Source organism: Aquimarina sp. AU58, from assembly GCF_900312745.1.
GTDB classification, from domain to species: domain Bacteria; phylum Bacteroidota; class Bacteroidia; order Flavobacteriales; family Flavobacteriaceae; genus Aquimarina; species Aquimarina spinulae.
The window spans coordinates 21,245-36,235 of the sequence record NZ_OMPD01000006.1; the positions used below are offsets into that span (position 1 = coordinate 21,245).

14 protein-coding genes are annotated in these 14,991 nt (G+C 31.0%); 7 read left to right on the plus strand and 7 right to left on the minus strand.

Annotated elements, in window-relative coordinates:
* Positions 1-40 precede the first annotated feature (40 nt).
* From DK441_RS01455 to DK441_RS01465, 3 genes are all read left to right on the plus strand, one after another.
* Positions 41-859: a LytTR family DNA-binding domain-containing protein gene (locus DK441_RS01455; RefSeq protein ID WP_109097159.1), complete on the plus strand. Its 819-nt coding sequence runs from the start codon at positions 41-43 to the stop codon at positions 857-859.
* A gap of 126 nt (positions 860-985) precedes the next feature.
* A complete protein-coding gene (locus DK441_RS01460) occupies positions 986-1,849 on the plus strand; it encodes an alpha/beta hydrolase (RefSeq protein WP_109097160.1) in 864 nt (287 codons plus the stop codon).
* Between the two features lie 119 nt (positions 1,850-1,968).
* The gene (locus DK441_RS01465; RefSeq protein WP_160111911.1) at positions 1,969-4,815 is read left to right on the plus strand and encodes a S9 family peptidase; all 2,847 of its coding nucleotides are present in this window, start codon (positions 1,969-1,971) and stop codon (positions 4,813-4,815) included.
* Here the strand turns inward: DK441_RS01465 and DK441_RS01470 are convergent.
* The 6 genes from DK441_RS01470 to DK441_RS01495 all read right to left on the minus strand — a co-directional run bounded on the left by DK441_RS01470 (position 4,793) and on the right by DK441_RS01495 (position 8,728).
* Positions 4,793-5,332, minus strand: a complete 540-nt coding sequence (locus DK441_RS01470; protein WP_109097162.1) for a GNAT family N-acetyltransferase — start codon at positions 5,330-5,332, stop codon at positions 4,793-4,795. The two genes, DK441_RS01465 and DK441_RS01470, sit on opposite strands and share 23 nt — an antisense overlap.
* Positions 5,333-5,338: 6 nt before the next feature.
* Entirely contained in the window at positions 5,339-5,977 is a 639-nt protein-coding gene (locus DK441_RS01475; RefSeq protein WP_109097163.1) for a PDZ domain-containing protein, read from the minus strand.
* A gap of 82 nt (positions 5,978-6,059) precedes the next feature.
* Positions 6,060-7,373: a metallophosphoesterase gene (locus DK441_RS01480; RefSeq protein ID WP_109097164.1), complete on the minus strand. Its 1,314-nt coding sequence runs from the start codon at positions 7,371-7,373 to the stop codon at positions 6,060-6,062.
* 109 nt (positions 7,374-7,482) lie between these two features.
* Entirely contained in the window at positions 7,483-7,689 is a 207-nt protein-coding gene (locus tag DK441_RS01485; RefSeq protein ID WP_109097165.1) for a helix-turn-helix transcriptional regulator, read from the minus strand.
* A 2-nt stretch (positions 7,690-7,691) separates the two neighbouring features.
* Entirely contained in the window at positions 7,692-8,204 is a 513-nt protein-coding gene (locus DK441_RS01490) for a DUF2975 domain-containing protein (RefSeq protein ID WP_109097166.1), read from the minus strand.
* Between the two features lie 2 nt (positions 8,205-8,206).
* The gene (locus tag DK441_RS01495) at positions 8,207-8,728 is read right to left on the minus strand and encodes a DUF2975 domain-containing protein (RefSeq protein ID WP_109097167.1); all 522 of its coding nucleotides are present in this window, start codon (positions 8,726-8,728) and stop codon (positions 8,207-8,209) included.
* A 336-nt stretch (positions 8,729-9,064) separates the two neighbouring features.
* Between DK441_RS01495 and DK441_RS01500 the strand changes: the two genes are divergently transcribed.
* Positions 9,065-12,343, plus strand: coding sequence for a S41 family peptidase (locus DK441_RS01500; protein WP_109097168.1), 3,279 nt, complete (start codon positions 9,065-9,067; stop codon positions 12,341-12,343).
* Between the two features lie 105 nt (positions 12,344-12,448).
* Here the strand turns inward: DK441_RS01500 and DK441_RS27130 are convergent, their stop codons facing one another.
* On the minus strand, positions 12,449-12,718 hold the full coding sequence (locus DK441_RS27130) for a cupin domain-containing protein (protein WP_109097169.1): 270 nt from the start codon (positions 12,716-12,718) through the stop codon (positions 12,449-12,451).
* An 88-nt stretch (positions 12,719-12,806) separates the two neighbouring features.
* On the opposite strand from DK441_RS27130, the gene DK441_RS01510 reads away from it, so the two are divergent.
* From DK441_RS01510 to bioD, 3 genes are read left to right on the plus strand one after another with little or no spacing between them, the layout of a single operon-like run.
* On the plus strand, positions 12,807-13,955 hold the full coding sequence (locus tag DK441_RS01510) for a pyridoxal phosphate-dependent aminotransferase family protein (RefSeq protein WP_109097170.1): 1,149 nt from the start codon (positions 12,807-12,809) through the stop codon (positions 13,953-13,955).
* A complete protein-coding gene (locus DK441_RS01515; RefSeq protein ID WP_109097171.1) occupies positions 13,952-14,353 on the plus strand; it encodes a putative signal transducing protein in 402 nt (133 codons plus the stop codon). Before DK441_RS01510 ends, DK441_RS01515 begins: the two co-directional genes overlap by 4 nt.
* A complete protein-coding gene (gene bioD, locus DK441_RS01520) occupies positions 14,350-14,970 on the plus strand; it encodes a dethiobiotin synthase (RefSeq protein ID WP_109097172.1) in 621 nt (206 codons plus the stop codon). The genes DK441_RS01515 and bioD overlap by 4 nt, the downstream gene beginning before the upstream one ends.
* Positions 14,971-14,991 lie beyond the last annotated feature (21 nt).

Consider the following 14,991-nt stretch of genomic DNA (forward strand, 5'->3'; position numbering starts at 1 on the left):
ATATATTTAATCCCTATTAATAATTTAATAGGGATTTTTTATGCATTTAAATAAATCATGTCCATATTCAATATCTTTTAGGTACCACTTTTTGATTGCTGCCATTCTAGGCATAATAGTAGTGTTTATTATTGTTTTTCTGCACCCATTAGGATCTAATAATTTTACAAGTCCTTTTAAAACCCTCTACTTTACAGGATATGGAATTATTGTGTTTTTTACCTATTTGATTGCTGTAATTTTTTCTAATGGATATTACTTACGTTTCAAAATCTGGAAATGGATAGAAGAGCTTATTTTTTGCTTATTTTTTATAATTATCGCCATTATAATTGCTTTTTTCTACACAGAAGTGATTATCAATAAAAAACCAGAACGACTTACTTTAATTTTGTTTTTAAACTGGTTTAAAATGGTATTTCTCGGATTTGGTGTCATCATGTTTGTAGTTACGGTTTTATTGAGAAACTATTACAAATCGATGAATAATGTGATATCAGAAAAGAGAAAACCTGCTGTCGAACAATCAAAAATTAAGTTGAAAGGCACATTAAAAAAGGAGTTGTTTTCTGTAGAAGAAACATCTATCGTCTATGTTAGATCTGAAGATAATTATGTGTATATATATTATGTAGAAGAAGAATTATTGAAAGAGAAAATGCTTAGAAATACCTTAACAAATATAGAAAAACAGCTTTCATCCTTAATCAAAGCACATAGGTCATATTTAATTAATCCAGATTTCATTATTTTATTAAAAGGAAATGCTCAAAATGCAAAACTTCAGTTAAAAAATATTGAAGACTATATTCCTGTATCAAAAACATACTTTGCATCTGTAAAAAACACTATTAATTAGCCAAGAGTTAATAGTATTTCACCCCAAAATGTATTTGTTTACCACAAAAAATAAGTAGCGATAACTTTATTTTTTTTCAGAATACCGAGTTCTTTTCATTTGTGTCATTAATTAAAAATTACACTTATGAAAAAAATAGTAAAAACAATAAAATGGTTGGCGGTAACCATTATTTCTATTCTCATTATAACTGTTTTGTGGATTCGATTTTCGAGATTTACTGATACAATGATATATAAAACTAATGGGCTTGCATATGATAGTTTTCAAACCGAGTATGCTCATCAAGAATATTATTATGAGATAGATAAAAATGTAAAGATTCATGCAGTGCTTTTTAAGCCAGATTCCTCTATTCCTCCCATAGGAACAATTATACATTATTCGGGAAAAGGAATGCATTTAATGTCATCTCAGAAATATTATAAATCAATATTAAATAAAGGATTTCAGGTATTTAATTTTGAGCGAAGAAATTTTGGTAAATCTACAGGAACAGCAGATAATTCTGTACAACTAAAAAAAGATGCTCTTTATGTTTTTGATGAAATAATAAAGCATGAAGATGTTGTAGACACTCCTATCATTATTTGGGGACAATCATTAGGAGGTGCTTTTGCAATCATGAATGCGGCAGAAAGACAAGAGAAAATAGATGGTCTTATTGTAGAAGGTACGTTTAGTTCCTTTCCTGATATCGGAAAAGTATATGCAAATGCGTTACATATGGAAAACTTTAAAGCATTTGTACCTTTGTTAATGAATAATGATTTTCCTGCAGAAAAAGAAATCAAAAAAATCAAAAAACCTGTATTGGTAATACACAGTCATAATGACAAACAAGTTCCATATAAATTGGGTGAAAAACTATACGAATCTTCAAATAAAGATAATACCGAATTTTGGAAAGTAAAGGGCAAGCATATTAAAGCACTATTTGATTACGAAAAAGAATATATAGGTAAATTTTTGGAAATGATTAATAATTGAGTGATAGTTAATCTAAATCATTGATTTTTAGATAAAATTATGTTAAACAGCCTTTTTTGGTAAAAAGGTTTTATACTTTTCGAGAGCATATTAATCACTCTAATGTTAAAACCTTACATATGATTCAAAGACTAATCACCTTTGTAGTTATACTAAGCACCTCATTGATTTCTGCTCAGAAAAAAACGTTGACTCATGCTGACTACGATTTATGGAAAAATATTACTGATGTTAAAGTATCAGATAAAGGGAAATTAATTGTATCTACTATTGAAACCAATACCAAAAGAGGAGACGGCTATATAGAGATATATAATACTCAAAATAAAACTAAATTTAAGTACCCAAATGGATATGATACTTCAATATCCTCAGATGAAAACTATGTAGTTTTTAAGAAAAGACCTAAATATCAACTCACCAGAACAGAGAAAAAGAAAGAAATAAAAAAAGAGGATAGAACTAAAGATGTATTGTTTATCTATGATGTAAAAAATAATACTATTTATGATTCTATCTTAAGGGTGAAGAAATATAAAATGCCTAAAAAACAAGAAGGTTGGTTGGTCGTTGAAAATTTTAAAAAAGTAAAAAAGAGAATAGGAAAGAAAAAAAAACTATCCGAACAAAAAAACGATAGTATAGACAACAATGCTCCAATGGCATTTAAACAAAATTATGCCTTGGTTTACAATCTAAAAACAAAACAAAAAGATACGATTCATCAAATAAAAGATTTTATTCTACCCGAGAAAGGAAAGACATTTTATTATACGTTAAAAAATAAAAAGGATAAACAAAAAGATATCGGAGTTTATGAGTATAACTTAACGTCTGGAGCAAAAATAGCTATTGATACTACAAAATATATTTATGATAAACTGGCAGTATATAAAGATGGAAATCAATTTGTTTATCTATCTGCGGTTGATTCTACAGCAATAGATTCCTTAAGGTTTGAGTTGTATTATTATAAAAATAATAAACTGCAAGAGCTTGTAAATACCCCTGATAAAAACCTTAGAGAGAACTGGGAATTGAGTAAAGATCAAACGCCTTTTTTCTCTGATAATGGAGATAGGTTATATTTTTACTCAAAGCCAAAAGTAGTATACTCAAAAGATACTACATTATTAAAAGATGAAATACCACAAGTAGATGTTTGGAACTGGCAGGATAAATTGATTCAGCCAGAACAGAAATCAAAGTTTGAACAACTTAATAAAAAGGCGTTTTTATCATACTATAATACCAAATCTAACCAATATGTTCATATTCAAGATCACACTATCGAAACACTAAATTTTGATAAAAATAAGGAACAACAATATATAATAGGGTCAACAACATCTCCATATGATGTAATGCGTTCATGGGATTATCCATGGACAAAAGATTATTATGTGATTAATACCAATACGGGAAACAAACATTTGATTCTTAAAAACAAAGGGAGACAGCCTATTCTTTCTCCAGATGGACAATATGCATTGCATTATGACATGAAAGAAAAACATTGGTTTTCGATTGATTTATCTGCATTGAAAAAAACAAACCTTACCAAAGAGTTAGATGTGGCATTTTATGATGAAGATGATGATCATCCTTCACTACCCTCTCCTTATGGTTTTGGGGGATTTGATTCAAGAGGAAATGCATTGATTTATGATAAATTTGATATTTGGCGAGTTGCTCTTTCTGGAAAAGAAAAACCAATAAATCTTACGCAAAACGGAAGGAAAAACAATGTTGAATACAGAACAAAAATGTTGGACCCTGAACAAAAAAACAAAGCAACATATTGTAATAAAGAATTACTAATTACCAGTTTTGATAAAATAACAAAAGCTTCTGGGTTGTATACTTTGCGAAAAGGAAAATTGATTGAAAAAATCAGGCCTACAGAATTTAATATTAGCTCTTATAAAAAGGCAAAGAATGCCGAAGTGTATAGCTATAGAAAACAAAATTTCATTACATTTTCTGATCTTTATATAACTACAAATACATTTCAAAATTCTGATAGAATAACAGTAGTAAACCCACATCAAAAAGATTTTAAATGGGGAACTTCAGAATTGTTTTCCTGGAAAACATACGATGGTAAAAAACTAGAGGGAATTATTTATAAACCCGAAGATTTTGACCCTTCTAAACAATACCCTTTGATCACTTATTTTTATGAAAAACGATCCGATAGCTATCGTAATTATTATATGCCCAGACCTAGTGCATCTATTGTAAACCCATCCTATTTGGTAAGTAATGATTATATCATGTTTGTTCCCGATATTGTGTATGATGAAGGTAAACCTGGAGCCAGTGCATATAATTGTATAGTCTCAGGAGTAGAGGCATTAGAAGAGTTGGGATATATTGATAGAGATAATATAGGGATACAAGGGCAAAGCTGGGGCGGATATCAGGTGGCATATTTGGTAACTGTTACTAATAAATTTAAAGCAGCGATGGCGGGCGCACCAGTAAGTAATATGACTTCTGCTTATGGAGGAATCAGGTGGAAATCGGGATTGAGTAGAGCATTTCAATATGAAAGAACACAAAGTAGGTTAGGTAAAAATTTATGGGACGGATTTGATCTTTATATTGAAAACTCACCACTTTTTGGTATCCCTAAAATAGAAACTCCATTACTAATGATGCATAATGATAACGATGGGGCAGTACCTTATTATCAAGGTATAGAAATGTTTATGGGAATGCGTAGATTACAAAAACCAGTATGGCTACTAGTGTATAATGAGGAAGCTCATAATCTGAAAAAAGTAAAAAACAAGCAGGATCTTTCTATTAGAATGATGCAATTTTTTGATTATTATTTAAAAGGTGAGCCTGCTCCCAAATGGATGACCAAGGGTGTTCCCAGAGTACAAAAAGGAAAAGACTTGGGGTATGGTTTAGAGAATACACGAACATCTAGTATTATGCCCAGTTCCAACGAATAAGATGCCATTCTATACCATTTGATTCATGAGTGATTAGTGTTTTAAAACCAACGGCATAATGCGCTTGTAAAGAACGCGAATTGTTTGAGGCTACTTCGGTGATTAAGAGGTTGTATTTGTCTTGTAATTCGGTTTTCATAGTTTGATACAAACCTCTAAAAATCCCTTGTTTACGATAGGCTTTATCAATACATACTTGCCCCATTATTACATAGGATATCGAAGGGTCTAAGTGGTTTTCGATGATAGAAAACATAGGTTTTAGGAGTTCAATATCATCCTTAAAATCTTTTAACATACACAATGCATACCCAACTACTTTATCACCGTCCTTAGCAATGATATGGGGTTGTTTGCTATTCATTTTTCTTAGAATATCAAGATCATGTTGCACAGAAACAAAACCCTCTGCTTCTTTTTCTGTTTGAGAAATTGAAATCGGTAGATTATCACGTTGAAGCACTAAAATCTGCTGTAATTCTGTCTCAGAACTAATAACAGTATAAGTTATATTCATTGTATATTATTTAGATTTTAACCAGTTTTCGCGTTTATTTATGGCTTCCTTACTAGCATTTTGTAGTAATTTGGTTTCAATATCCGGATGTGCACTAAAAGTCATTTCAGTTTTTACTTCCTTACCTAATCTTTTGTAGGTTATCGTTACTTTTTTACCAGGAATGTATTTTTTTAGCACCTCAGATAATTGTTTTTCATCTGTAATAGGATCTTCATTTATCGTTAGAATAACATCATCTTTATCTAATCCTGTCGTATAAGCCGGAGATCCCTTTTTGGGATAATCAGAGATAAAAACATCTTTGTTTTCGAACTTTACGGGCACTCCTGCAAAGTAGACCTTTTTAGGACTGTTAACCATTGAAATTCCAAAATTAGCAAATAGAGTTTTATAATCAGGAACTTTGCTATTATTGATATATTTAGTAAAGAAATCATTGGCAAATTCATGCAGAGCATATCTCCCGGGTGATGTTCTACTCATTCGCAAAGAAATAGTGGCTGTTTTTAGATCAGAAAATGTAGCTTGTATTTTAGCCTCGTGATGAACAGCATTTTCAAAAGATATGTGATATTGGTTTTTTGATTGAGAGAAGTTGAATTGAACACATAGTATTACAATTAATAACTGTACTAGTTTCATTATGATTGGCTTATGATTTATGTGTGAAATGATGATGAAACTCAAATATAAGTATTAATTATAATTCTTTTCAGATAACTTTTTAATAAGGATGGGGTATACTAGAAAGTTTAACAATATTTCTTATTGTGAATACTATCATCTTCAAATCATTTACTTTGAAAAAAGAAAAACCTCGCGAATATACTTGTTGTGTTTTTTCCTTTTTTATAACTCCGGTATTCATGATTTTTGGGATTCCGTTTTCAAAGAATAATACCTGCGGAGAGGTTTCAATAGCATTAATGTTGTATATATGCCCATTATAAAGCGGTTCAATACTAGGAACATTAGTATGCCCGACAATTATATGAGATGCATTATAAGTTTTAAGGATCTCCTCTACTTCTTTTTTTGAAGATTTTTTAATCTTATCGTTTTGTTTTACATAGCCTCTATATTGAGTTACTCCTGTTTTTCCTAGTATAATTTCCTTAAGATTTTCATCAATGGGTTTGTCATCCCAATACTCCCAAATAGCTTGATTTATTTGCTTTATAGAATATTTTTTTGTTGCGGTTTCGGGACTAATTCCTCCATGAGTAATTAGGGTGGTTCCGATTTTTAGTAGTATAGGTCGTGTTCTTAACCATTGTCCTAAATATGTTTTATTAGAAAAAGCATCTTTAAAAGACATCATCTTCTGAATGGCAAACAAATTAGCAGGGTTTACTCGACTAAAATTACCTCTAAGAATATACTGTTCATGATTTCCGAGTAGATAATGAACCATTCCTCCGGCTAATTCTGCCTGTTCCGAAAGCTGAACTGTTTTCCAGAGTACTGTACTTACTTTAGTTCCACGATCAACCATATCGCCGGCAATAACCAAATGGTTTTCTCCAAAACACCAATTACCAAGAGAATCAATAATCTTAAGGTTTTTTAAAAGAGTATTCATATATTCATAATCTCCATGAATGTCACTAATAAAGGCAATCTTATCAGGAGTGGTGGTAATTTCTGTAACGGGTACTTTAATTTGTGGTAGAGAGAAATTTAGAATTTGATTTTTGGTGTCAATAGTGAAGTTTTTAATAGTAGAATCATACGTTTTGTGGTGTGCTTTATCATTTTGATACCAATCTACAGATATAGTATTGTTTTTTTGATAGGTAACAATTGGACCTTCAATAAAATCATCATCAAATGTTGGATGATCTGCAGCGCCAGCCAAATTAGCATTAAACTCGATGAATTTAGATTTTACAGGAACCTGAAGTGTTTTGTAAATACCATTCTCGGTTAATATAACAGTACTCTGGTTTAGTTTATAAACTATAATCATGAGAATTAAAGTAAGTATTCCTAGTAGTGGATAAAGTAGGAATAATTTCCATTTTTTGATCTTTTTCATTACTGTTTCGAGTTAAGGTTAGACAATAGTTTACTTAGGCAATGATATGCGATCATTGTCGATAATAAGCGGTTTATAAAATTGAGGTTACTTAATTCTGGATATAAATTTATTCTTCTGTGTATTCTAAAATATCAGATGGCTGACAATCCAAAACTCTACAAATGGCTTCTAGTGTCGAAAAACGTATTGCTTTTGCTTTTCCGGATTTAAGTATCGAGAGATTAGCAGTGGTAATGCCAATTTTTTCTGCCAATTCTTTACTCTTCATTTTTCGTTTAACAAGCATCATATCAAGATTTACAAGTATTGGCATAGTTATATTGTTAGTTCGTTTTCTTCCTGTAATTGAACTCCTTGTTTAAATATAGTTGCAATAAAAAAAGCAAAAATACCTAATATGATATGTAAAAAGACTGCATAAAAGTCATTAAAATTACCTCCTTGAAAAATAAGTAACTGAATACTAACATATAGTACGGGAAAGAATAAATTTATAATTGTAAAATAAGTTAAATGCTTTATCGCATTTTTTGAAAATAGAATTTCTGCTTTAAAAGTTTTAAAAACAAGTGATAAGACATAGAAAAATGATGCGTAAAATAGGAAGAACATAATAATCGACAAAAGTGTATTGATTTCATATGCTCCTTTTATTACCGAATCGGTAAAAGGAATTTTAATCTGAAAATTATGATCAGAGATATTCAGAAAAGAATTACTTATCATGGCAAATACAATAAATAATAGAAAAATCCCGTACCCAATAGTAGTCACTCTGGTCAAATAAAATAATAGAGTCGATAATGATTTTTTTCCGAACATTTTCATAATTATATTGTTAATTCGTTTTCAGATTGAATTTCAATACCTCGTTTAAAAATCAATGCAATGATGAATATAATTCCGGCCATAAAAAGGAATTCTGAGCTTCCGAAATCGTGTTCAAAAATAACCCCTTTTTTTAATAACCTTTTGCTATATCTGGTTGCAAAATATGCTAATAAACCTATCCATAATGAAACGTAACTAATACTAGAAATTAGATGCGCTACTGCAGGAGTAAATGGTTTATCAAAATCAATCTTTGAAAAAATTTTAATTACCAAATAAAACATATAGGCCTTAAAGGCTAGTATGGAAACAATTAGTGATAGAAGCATGATATAATACTGAATAGAAAAGTTATAAAGATTGGATAAATCTAAACCTAGATATAAATTTTCTGCAGCTTCTTCATTTACAAAAAGACTTAGTGTACTCGAAATAAGTATTGCTCCCAATTTAATACATAAACCAATGAATATAACCCAGGATATTATTTTCATTGCACTTAAAACTTGTTTTGTTTTCATTTTTATTATCGTTTATCGATAACAAATATATGAAAATTATTGATAAACGATAATTTTTATTAAAAAACTTATTTTTTAATTTTTGGTTTTAGCTTTCTAAAACCTCGTGGTATCTTTGAAACATGATTTCCAGAAAGCTAAAGCAAAAACTAGATAATCGTATTGAAAACAATTCTCTTCATTTAGTAAGCAATAACACTCCTTAAAAGTATCGATTTTACAATCTTTATAACAAAGAATGTTTTTAGGAATTTAGAATTTGATTAACAAACTTTTTCCACAAAAACTGTATTTTCACAGGGGTTTTTATATTCAAAATTATTTATCATATAAATCATGAAAAAACTAAATTCTGCACTTACTTTTATTCTATTTATTTTATTTTTTATTCCATTTCAATTGTTCTCTATCGATCCAATAGATACAAGAATGATGATGCAGCCTGCCATAGGAAAAAATCATATTGCATTTATATATGCAGATGATTTGTGGGTTGCCAATTTAGATGGGTCACAACCAAAAAGACTTACCATAGATAAAGGTATTGAATCCAATCCTGTCTTTTCTCCTGATGGGCAATCTATAGCATTCAGCGCTGAATATGATGGTAACATAGATGTTTTTATCATTTCAACAAATGGAGGGATACCGAAAAGGCTTACTTGGCACCCTGTTCGAGATTTTACACTTGGTTTTTCTCCTGATGGAAAATCAGTTTTATTCAATTCACAAAGAGCAGTTCATACCAATAGGTATTCAAAATTATATCAAGTTTCTATTGATGGTGGTTTTGCTAAAGAATTAGAGATTCCTAATGCTTGGCATGCAACATATTCTCCAGACGGTAAAAATATGGCTTATACCCCAATTCGTGGGCGTTTTCATCAATGGAAAAATTACCGTGGAGGAACAACTGCTAATATTTGGTTGTTCTCTTTCAACGATAAATCTATTGTTAAGATTCCACAACCAAAAGGAGGTAGCAATGATGTGCAACCTATGTGGAAAGGAGATAAAGTATTTTTCTTAAGCGATAGAAATGGAGAGTTTAATCTATTTTCCTATAATACCTCATCTAAAGCAATAAATCAACTTACACAATTCAATGATTTCCCAATAACAAATGCTAAACTTGGTTCTGATAAAATTATTTTTGAACAAGCGGGGTATCTTCATTTATATAATATTGTACAACAAAAATCAACCAAGCTAAAGATCGGTATTGCTACAGATTTATTAGAGCTACGTGAACGCTACATTAAAGGAAATAGATATATTCGTTCTGCAGATATATCACCTTCAGGAAAAAGAGTTGTATTTGATTATAGAGGTGAAATCATTACTGTACCTGAAAATAAAGGAAACTCTAGAAATATTACATTAAGTCCCGGTGATCATGAAAAATATCCAGCTTGGTCACCTGATGGTAAACAAATCGCATATTTCTCTGATGCTTCTGGTGAATATGAGTTATATATCAAACCTCAAGATGGAAAAGGAGAACCTAAGAAATATAAATTATCAGGAACAGGGTTTTATGCGCATACTACTTGGTCTCCTGATAGTAAAAAAATTAGTTTTTCAGATAATGGCCGAAACCTATACATTTTAGATATCGTATCAAAAAAAATTACTAAAATAGCTAATGACGAATACTATTTTCCCGGTGCATTCAGAAATCTATTTGGAGATTGGTCTTCAGACTCTAATTGGATTGTATACTCTAAAATAATTGACAGTAATTTTGAACAAGTATTCCTTTATTCCATTAAAGATTCTAAATCTTATCCAGTATCCGATGGATTAAGTAATGCCAGTAACCCTGTTTTTGATCCCAGTGGAAAATACTTATATTTTTTCGCTTCAACAGATGCCGGCCCTGTAGTTAACTGGTTTGATCAATCAAACCAAGATATGTCTCTGACGAATTCAATTTATTTAGCAACGCTGAAAAAAGATATCATCTCGCCATTTGCAAAAGAAAGTGATGAAGAAGAACCAAAAAAAGATGAGAAAGAAGAATCTACTAAAGATAAAAAAGACGCAGAAAAAGAAAAGAGCAATCCTAAAGAACCTTTACAGATAGATATTGATGGAATTCAAAATAGAATTATTGATCTTCCTATAAAAGGTGGAAATTATTATGGTTTAAATTCAGGAGAAGATGATAAAATATTATACATATCATTTAATAATAATGATTCTGAAGAGCCCTCAAAACTACATCAATATGACCTAAAAGAAAGAAAAGATGAAGAAGTTATGGAATTAGATAATTACGTAATTTCTTCTGATGGTAAAAAAATGCTTTACAATAAAGGTAATAAATGGGGGGTTGCCGAAACTGGCAAAAAACCAAAAAATGGCAAAGGTGTTTTAAACATCAATGATATTCAGGTAAAAATAAACCCTACTAAGGAATGGGAGAACATTTTTGAGGAAGCATGGCGAATCAATAGAGATTATTTCTATGATCCAGGCATGCACGGATCAGACTGGAAAGGCATGAAAGAGAAATACTCACAGTTTTTACCACATTTGTCTTCTAGAAATGATTTAAATCGAGTAATCCAATGGATGTGTAGTGAATTATCTGTAGGACACCATCGTTTACAAGGAAGAGGAGATCGATTGAATATCCCTAAACAAATACCTGGGGGACTTCTGGGAGCAGATTATGAAATTGTCAATAACAAATATCGATTTAAAAAAATATATGGCGGCCTCAACTGGAATCCAGAACTTAGATCTCCTCTAACAGAACCTGGTGTTCAAGTTAAAGAAGGAGATTATTTACTAGCTGTAAACGGAAAGAATATAAATAGTAATGATAATTTATTTAGCTTTTTTGAAAACACAGCAGACAAAATAATTGAGCTAACTGTAGGACCAAACTCAGACAATAAAGACTCTAGAGTGATTAAAACAACCCCAATAACAAGCGAATACAGATTAAGAAATCGGGATTGGGTTGAGAGTAATCTAAAAAAAGTTCACGAAGCCACTAATGGACAGGTTGCCTATGTATATGTGCCAAATACAGCAACAGCCGGACATGAATATTTTAAAAGATACTTTTTTCCTCAAGCCAATAAAAAAGCTATCATTATCGACGAACGATTCAATGGTGGAGGTCAGATAGCTGACTATTATATTAATTTATTATTAAACCCATATCAATCTCATTGGAATTTTAGATATGGTAAAGATCTGAAAACTCCAAGCGCTTCTATTCAGGGCCCTAAAGTCATGCTTATTGATGAAACTGCAGGATCTGGAGGTGATATGTTGCCATGGATGTTCAGAAAATTTAAGGTAGGCCAACTTGTCGGTAAGCGAACCTGGGGAGGTTTAGTTGGGATATTAGGATTTCCAGAATTTATTGATGGCGCTAGTGTAACTGCTCCTAATGTTGCCATCTGGACAGAAGATGGATTTATAGTAGAAAATGTGGGAGTTGCTCCAGATATTGAAGTTGAGCAATTACCTTCAGAAGTTATTAAAGGAAATGACCCTCAACTAGAAAAAGCAATTGAAATAGTATTAAAGGAGTTACAAAACAATCCTCCTAAAAAACAAGTACGACCTCCTTACCCTAAAAGAGCACGTAATTAAACATAGAACAAATGCTTAAATAATAATTAGGTGTTTTTAGTTTCTAGTGAATTTTCTTAATGAAGTGATTTAAACTTTTTTCAATTCGTTATTAAAAAGTTTAAATCACTTCATTATATCTTTATGATCAGGATATTCATTAGTCAAAATTTCTCTACCAGCCAATTCAAAATCAATAAAATCAAAACCTGTTGATACTATACGTCTTACAAACATATAATCATTTTTATTTTTCAGATTAGAAATAAGCCAACAACCTACGAAAACTATCAATTGAGGAAACTTATCTTCTTCAAGATTCACCCCAACTGTAGCTGATATGTATTCAAATACTATAGAAGTTTCATGAGATATTATATTAAGCCAAAACAGAATGAATAAAACAGTAGTTTTATAGTCAAATTAGTATTCATTAAAAACCTGACTGCTTGTAAGAAGTATTTGTTTTATTTTTGAAATTATTATGTTATTTCCAGAAAAGCTTCATAAAAAATTTAAGAATAGAGAAAAGAGTAATGCTCTTCGTAAACTCTCTGAACAAAAGATTCTCATCGATTTCTCGTCTAATGATTACCTGGGATTTACATCATCTAAGACAATTTTTGACGGAGCACATCAATTATTGATTAAAAAAACAATACAAAAAAACGGAGCGACAGGTTCTCGTTTGCTTTCTGGAAATCATAAATTATATGTAGAAGCAGAAAAAATGCTTGCAGATTTTCATAACTCTGAAGAAGCTTTGATTTTTAATTCTGGATATGATGCCAATGTTGGTTTTTTTTCTTCTGTACCTCAACGAGGAGATATTATTTTTTATGATGAACTAATACACGCCTCCATTAGAGATGGGATGCAGATGAGTAATGCAAAATCATATAAGTTTAAACACAACGATATAGAAGATCTAAAGTTTCAGATTGAGCGAAATCAAAAAGAGAGAAGTGATCAAGAAATATATATCGTTACAGAGTCGGTTTTTTCAATGGATGGAGATTGTCCAGACTTAAAATCTTTAATAGCATTTTGCCAGAAATATAATTATCACCTTATTGTAGATGAAGCGCATGCGACTGGTGTATTTGGTGATTATGGTGTGGGGCTACTTCAGAAATTAGAAGTAGAAAATCAGGTTTTTGCAAGAATCAATACCTTTGGTAAGGCTTTGGGTTGCCATGGAGCGGTTGTTTTAGGATCAAAGGATCTAAAAACATACTTAGTCAACTTTTGTAGGAGTTTTATATACACAACTGGATTACCACCACACTCTATTGCAACAATCCAAATGGCGTATGAAGAACTTCAACGTACACCTGAAATTGAAAAACTTATTGAAAATATTACTTTTTTTACCCAAGAGCTTGAATCCAAACATCTAACATCAAGATTTATTAAAAGTAATTCTGCAATACATTGCTGTATTATTTCGGGTAATGAAAACGTAAAAAAAGTAGCAAACGAAATCCAGAAAAAAGGATTTGATGTCAAGCCAATTTTGTCACCTACCGTGCCACAAGGTAAAGAACGATTGCGTTTTTGTTTACATTCTTATAATTCTAAAGAAGAAATCTCGGAAGTCTTAGAACTACTTGCTACTTTTGTAAGCATATGAGCGAAACATTTAAAACTGTTGCTGTTTTTCAATATTCGGCAGAAGCATTGATCATCAAAGGAAGAATAGAATCAGAAGGAATCCAGGTTTTTACTATGGATATGCATACTATTGATACAGATCCTTTGGTTAGTAACGCCATCGGGGGCGTTAAATTGAGAGTAAAAGCAGAAGACGAACAGAAAGCACTGCAGATTATAGAAAGTATACAAGAATATGCTATAGATGATCAGGGAGAATCTATTTGTTGCCCAAAATGTAATGGAGAAAAAGTAGTTCTGGATTCAACAATCGATAGCATTAAAAGTCTAGTTCTTTTTTTATTGTTTCTATTACCAATTAATCAAAAAACAAAATATAGATGTGAGGACTGTAATCACAAATTTTACTTAAAATGAATAAAAAGATATTCGTTACAGGGATAGGTACAGAAGTAGGTAAAACTATAGCTTCGGCAATTGTGGTTGAGGCATTGCAGGCTGATTACTTTAAACCAATACAGGCAGGAGATTTAGAATATTCGGATACCGATAAAGTACAAGAATTGGTGTCTAATTCGAAATCTAAGTTTCACAGCAATAGCTATGCCTTAAAAACCCCGATGAGCCCGCATGCTGCAGCAGAAATTGATCAGGTTTCTATTGAAATCGATAAAATAACACTCCCCAAAACCAATAATGATTTGGTTATTGAAGGTGCCGGAGGATTATTGGTGCCATTAAATAATAACAATACCATCCTGGATCTAATACATTCTGATTACCACGTTATCGTAGTTTCCAGGCATTATTTAGGAAGTATTAATCATACCTTAATGACCATTCAGATTTTAAAAGAAAAAGGATTTAAGGTGTCTATTATTTTTAATGGGGCAGCACATAAAACTACCGAAAGTATCATAAAAAAAATGACAGGAGCCCCAGTTATAGGAAGAATTGACAATGAACCTTATTTTGATAAAATGGTAGTTTCAGAATATGCAGAACTGTTTAGAGATCAATTAAAATCACTTTAATATTCACTAAAAAATATTCGC

Excerpts from the sequence above, each read along its gene's own strand:
- DK441_RS01465 (WP_160111911.1), top strand. The coding sequence starts at position 1,969 with ATGATTCAAAGACTAATCACCTTTGTAGTTATACTAAGCACCTCATTG.
- DK441_RS01515 (WP_109097171.1), top strand. The coding sequence starts at position 13,952 with ATGAGCGAAACATTTAAAACTGTTGCTGTTTTTCAATATTCGGCAGAA.
- DK441_RS01480 (WP_109097164.1), bottom strand. The coding sequence starts at position 7,373 with ATGAAAAAGATCAAAAAATGGAAATTATTCCTACTTTATCCACTACTA.
- DK441_RS01455 (WP_109097159.1), top strand. The coding sequence starts at position 41 with ATGCATTTAAATAAATCATGTCCATATTCAATATCTTTTAGGTACCAC.
- DK441_RS01500 (WP_109097168.1), top strand. The coding sequence starts at position 9,065 with ATGAAAAAACTAAATTCTGCACTTACTTTTATTCTATTTATTTTATTT.
- DK441_RS01470 (WP_109097162.1), bottom strand. The coding sequence starts at position 5,332 with ATGAATATAACTTATACTGTTATTAGTTCTGAGACAGAATTACAGCAG.
- DK441_RS01485 (WP_109097165.1), bottom strand. The coding sequence starts at position 7,689 with ATGCCAATACTTGTAAATCTTGATATGATGCTTGTTAAACGAAAAATG.
- DK441_RS01510 (WP_109097170.1), top strand. The coding sequence starts at position 12,807 with ATGTTATTTCCAGAAAAGCTTCATAAAAAATTTAAGAATAGAGAAAAG.
- DK441_RS01490 (WP_109097166.1), bottom strand. The coding sequence starts at position 8,204 with ATGAAAATGTTCGGAAAAAAATCATTATCGACTCTATTATTTTATTTG.
- DK441_RS01460 (WP_109097160.1), top strand. The coding sequence starts at position 986 with ATGAAAAAAATAGTAAAAACAATAAAATGGTTGGCGGTAACCATTATT.
- DK441_RS01495 (WP_109097167.1), bottom strand. The coding sequence starts at position 8,728 with ATGAAAACAAAACAAGTTTTAAGTGCAATGAAAATAATATCCTGGGTT.
- DK441_RS01475 (WP_109097163.1), bottom strand. The coding sequence starts at position 5,977 with ATGAAACTAGTACAGTTATTAATTGTAATACTATGTGTTCAATTCAAC.
- bioD (WP_109097172.1), top strand. The coding sequence starts at position 14,350 with ATGAATAAAAAGATATTCGTTACAGGGATAGGTACAGAAGTAGGTAAA.